The organism is Synechococcus sp. MU1655 (assembly GCF_023630655.1).
In the GTDB taxonomy this organism is placed as follows: Bacteria; Cyanobacteriota; Cyanobacteriia; order PCC-6307; family Cyanobiaceae; genus Synechococcus_C.
Genome location: NZ_JAKUHK010000193.1, coordinates 1 through 4032 on the forward strand (window position 1 = coordinate 1; position 4032 = coordinate 4032).

Genomic DNA, 4032 nt, shown 5'->3' on the forward strand with positions numbered 1-4032 from the left:
CAGAAAGAAGAGCCTGAAGCGCAGAACGAGAACCCTCTTGCTCTAGTTGCTTGAGTCCATCTTCTTCTAAGGGAGGTTCTTCAAAAAAAGGCCTGGCTTGCGTCACTCCGTCTTCGATCAAGGTGAGCGAAGGTCCCAGTAAAACGGCTAAGTCATTGGCCCAAAGAGGTTCACTAGCAACCCAGCCTTGTTGCTGCCAGCGGGGCTCAAGTGCTGCAAGCAGTTCAGCAGACGACCAACCATGCAAAACCTGGGCATTGAGCCAGTTGAGCTTGTCCCAATCGAATTTGGCACCTGCTTTATTCACCCGATCAAAACTGAAAACTTCAGCTGCGTCTCGGAGCGTGAATCGTTCCTCCATTCCTTCCGGGACAGACCAACCGAGCAGGGTCATGTAATTGGCTAAGGCCTCCGCTGTGTAACCCATCTCCTGAAAATCACCAATGGAGGTCACTCCATCGCGCTTCGAGAGCTTTCGTCCCTCTGGGTTGAGGATCAAAGGCGTATGGGCAAAGGTGGGACAGTTCAACTCCAGAGCCTGATAGAGCAACAGCTGTTTAGCCGTATTGGCGATGTGATCCTCACCTCGAATCACGTGGCTGATGGCCATAGCGGCGTCATCAACCACCACAACGAGGTTGTACAGAGGGTCACCAACTGTGGTCGCAGGGGCACGTCTGGCGATCACCATGTCACCGCCAAGATCGGCGCCGCGCCATTGCATCGGACCGCGCACCATGTCGGTCCAAGCGATGGTGGCTTCATCATCAATCCGAAAACGGATCACCGCCTCTCGCCCTTCCGCCCGATAGGCCTCCTCCTGCTCAACAGTGAGATGGCGATGACGGTTGTCGTAACGAGGAGGCTGACCTGAAGCCCTTTGGGCTTCACGCATGGAATCCAATTCCTGCTCACTGGCATAACAGCGATAGGCAAGACCTTGAGCGAGCAATTGGCTGATGGCCTGGCGATGCGCTTCAATCCGCTCGCTTTGGATAACCGGTTCCTCATCCCAGTCCAGGCCAAGCCAGCGCAAGCCATCAAGAATATTTTCTGTGAACTCTGGCTTGGATCGCTCTTTATCCGTGTCTTCAATTCTCAGCAAAAATTTGCCGTTTTGGTGACGGGCAAACAACCAATTAAAAACAGCAGTACGAGCTGTTCCGATATGTAGCGTGCCGGTGGGGCTTGGGGCCAGACGAACGCGAACCGTCACTAAGCCGGAGGAATAAAAACGGGACCGACGGGATTCGAACCCGCAACTTCCGCCGTGACAGGGCGGTGCTCTAACCGATTGAACTACGGTCCCAGGCTGAACTCAATTGAGGGATCTTTACCCACAACGAGTGACCTTCGCCGCTCACGCGGACTTGGCCAGTATCAACTGCCGCCCTGCCCTCCGTCAACACACTCGAAGAGAGACCAATGTTTTGTGTGCTTTTCAGCTGTGATCTTGAGGCTCAAGCAACTGAAAAGATCCATCTCCCTGATGAGCGCAAGGAACCCTCATTGGAGAATCAAGCCCTCCACGTCGATCTCACACACGTTGACAAAAAAAATCCTCCCCCTTAAGGGGAGGATCAATTCCCTACATGAGGTCTCAGAAATTGGACTTAAGGGCGGAATCCAGCTGGTTCGATTAAACGCACTTGATTCCCTCTGGCCGTGAATTCACGGCCTTGATCACTTTGAACGACGACTCGTCCACCGGACTTAACGCGAATCACTCGTGCACGAACCCAGCCGAGAGCGGCTGATTCGAGCACTTTGACCACATCACCAGGTTGAAGATCCAACTCCATGCTCGAAATCAGGAAAACTGCAAGTAAGGGGTCATCGGACGCGCCGTGGAGGACTTGAACCCCCGACATCAGGTTTTGGAGACCTGCGTTCTACCAACTGAACTAACGGCGCAAGGCGATGAACCCCTCAACCATCAAAAAAGATGGCATTAATTCGTTGAAGCGAAAGCCTCAGCGATCGAAGCGCTGCTTCACGCGAGTGGCCTTGCCCACTCGGTCACGAAGATAAAAGAGCTTCGCACGCCTTACTTTACCGCGACGCTCAATTTTGACCGAAGCAACTTGGGGGCTGTGGAGCATAAAAACCCGCTCAACACCGATGCCCTGGAAGATGCGGCGCACCGTGATTGTTTGGTTGAGACTGCCATGGCGCTTGGCGATCACCACGCCCTCGTAAGGCTGGACACGCTCTTTATTGCCCTCGCTGATACGTACACCAACACGCACAGTGTCTCCGACGTAAATCTCAGGAAGATCACTCTTGAGCTGTGCGTCTTCGAATTCTTTGATGAGTGCGGAAGCACTCAACTTCTTCGAAGGTTTCGCCGTTGACTTTTCAGCAACAGCAGTTGTTCCGCTGGTCGCCTCAGTGGCTTCGTCCACAGACGTCTCTATAGGGTCCACCGCCATCCCAGCTCCTGGTAACACGCCAAACAACCAGCTTAACCCCCAGCCTCCTTCCGAAACGCAATCCACTGCCTTCGAAAGCTTTGCAAGAGGAGCCAGGCACCAGTTGTCAGCATCCACAACAAGCCGACCGCGTTGAGAAGAACCACAACTGGTTCGAGAACAGGCCCCAGCCACTCGCCCTCATGGATGGTCATCAACCAATGAACCTGCTCACGACTCAACCCCCCCCAGTCCTTGGCTAGCCGATAGGTCACGCCGGTGCTCACAGTCACCAGCAGAGGGAGCACAACAAGAGGAGCCATCAAGCGATGCCATTGGCGTACGCGAACCAATAAGCGGGCCACCGTCGTTCCCTCCATTGCAATTGATAGCGTGACAGGAAGACTGTCTGTAGAGCTTCCGCCGATGCGGCTTGCTTTAACGGCCTGAAACAAGAAACGCCGAAACACGATGAATTTGTTCGCCGACCTCCTGGCCTCCACAAAGGGGTCCACTGTCACCGCCACCGGCCCACGCATCCAGCAACGGCGTGGAGTGGAAATCAAATCGGCCCGTGAGCTGAAAATCATGGCGAAAGCCAGTTCCATCGTCGCCACCGTTCTGCGCGAAATCATGCAGCTGGTGGAGCCTGGCCAGACCACGGGGGACCTCGATGCCCATGCTGAGCGCCGCATCAGGGAGATGGGCGCAACCCCAAGTTTCATGGGGTATCACGGCTTCCCGGCGAGCATCTGCGCCAGCATCAACAACGAAGTTGTGCATGGCATCCCCAGCAAAAAACGAGTCATCCACGCTGGCGATTTGCTCAAAGTGGATACGGGGGCCTATTTCGACGGATATCACGGAGATAGCTGCATCACCGTTTGCGTCGGTGACGTCTCCGAAGAAGCACGCAAACTCAGTCGAGTTGCCCAAGAATCATTGATGGCTGGACTCTCTCAGATCCGTGCCGGTAACACGCTTCTTGATATAGCTGGAGCAGTCGAAGATCACGTCAAAGCCAATCAATTCAGTGTGGTGGAGGATTACACCGGCCATGGAGTCGGACGGAATCTCCATGAAGAGCCCTCGGTATTTAATTTCCGTACCAACGATCTTCCTAACGTCAAATTGCGTCCGGGAATGACGCTTGCTGTTGAGCCGATTCTCAATGCAGGAAGCAATGCTTGTCGCACCTTGAAGGACCGCTGGACGGTCGTCACCAAGGACGGCAGTCTTTCCGCGCAATGGGAGCACACCATCGTGGTGACGTCTGATGGGTGCGAAATCCTCACCGATCGCGGAGATTGTTGACCCTCAGGGACCGGCAGTAAACCCTTCTGACCAGTTCGACGAAGGGCATTAGTAAGTAAGTCAGTGGATTGGGGGTGACGATGATCAAGTTCACCCCCAGATTTGCTTGCCAAATCACCTGTCTGGAGACGAATGCAGACGTCAAAATTCCGATCGGGTTGAGATTGGAGCGAAACGGCCCAAGAATGAGTTTGCGTAGCCGCAAGGATTGACTCTGCGTCGCGCTTCGATTGTTCCAACGCAAGCTGACCAATTCACCGATCAAGCGCTTGCTCAACTCATAGCCAGGACTCAAAGCCGGCTGGAT

General features: G+C 54.3%; 6 protein-coding genes and 2 tRNA genes. 1 reads left to right on the forward strand and 7 read right to left on the reverse strand.

The genetic code is table 11. The annotated features are described in order from the left end of the window. The 6 genes from gltX to NCN04_RS08985 all read right to left on the reverse strand — a co-directional run. Positions 1 to 1216: glutamate--tRNA ligase (gltX, locus tag NCN04_RS08960; protein WP_250395860.1), on the reverse strand; the 1216-nt coding region annotated here is incomplete at its 3' end. Between the two features lie 19 nt (positions 1217 to 1235). After that, positions 1236 to 1309: transfer RNA gene (locus NCN04_RS08965), tRNA-Asp, on the reverse strand. A 304-nt stretch (positions 1310 to 1613) separates the two neighbouring features. Then, positions 1614 to 1802, reverse strand: a complete 189-nt coding sequence (locus NCN04_RS08970) for an SH3 domain-containing protein (protein ID WP_006043540.1) — start codon at positions 1800 to 1802, stop codon at positions 1614 to 1616. A gap of 39 nt (positions 1803 to 1841) precedes the next feature. Next, positions 1842 to 1914, reverse strand: a tRNA-Trp gene (locus NCN04_RS08975). Between the two features lie 59 nt (positions 1915 to 1973). After that, the gene (gene rplS / locus NCN04_RS08980; RefSeq protein ID WP_048348280.1) at positions 1974 to 2432 is read right to left on the reverse strand and encodes a 50S ribosomal protein L19; all 459 of its coding nucleotides are present in this window, start codon (positions 2430 to 2432) and stop codon (positions 1974 to 1976) included. A gap of 32 nt (positions 2433 to 2464) precedes the next feature. Further along, the gene (locus NCN04_RS08985; protein ID WP_250395862.1) at positions 2465 to 2791 is read right to left on the reverse strand and encodes a PepSY domain-containing protein; all 327 of its coding nucleotides are present in this window, start codon (positions 2789 to 2791) and stop codon (positions 2465 to 2467) included. Positions 2792 to 2882: 91 nt separating this feature from the next. Here NCN04_RS08985 and map point away from each other — a divergent pair, with 91 nt between their 5' ends. Then, positions 2883 to 3725 (forward strand): type I methionyl aminopeptidase, encoded by an 843-nt coding sequence (gene map / locus NCN04_RS08990; RefSeq protein ID WP_250395861.1) that lies wholly within the window; start codon positions 2883 to 2885, stop codon positions 3723 to 3725. Here the strand turns inward: map and NCN04_RS08995 are convergent. Further along, positions 3703 to 4032: Rossmann-fold NAD(P)-binding domain-containing protein (locus NCN04_RS08995; RefSeq protein WP_502988775.1), on the reverse strand; the 330-nt coding region annotated here is incomplete at its 5' end. The two genes, map and NCN04_RS08995, sit on opposite strands and share 23 nt — an antisense overlap.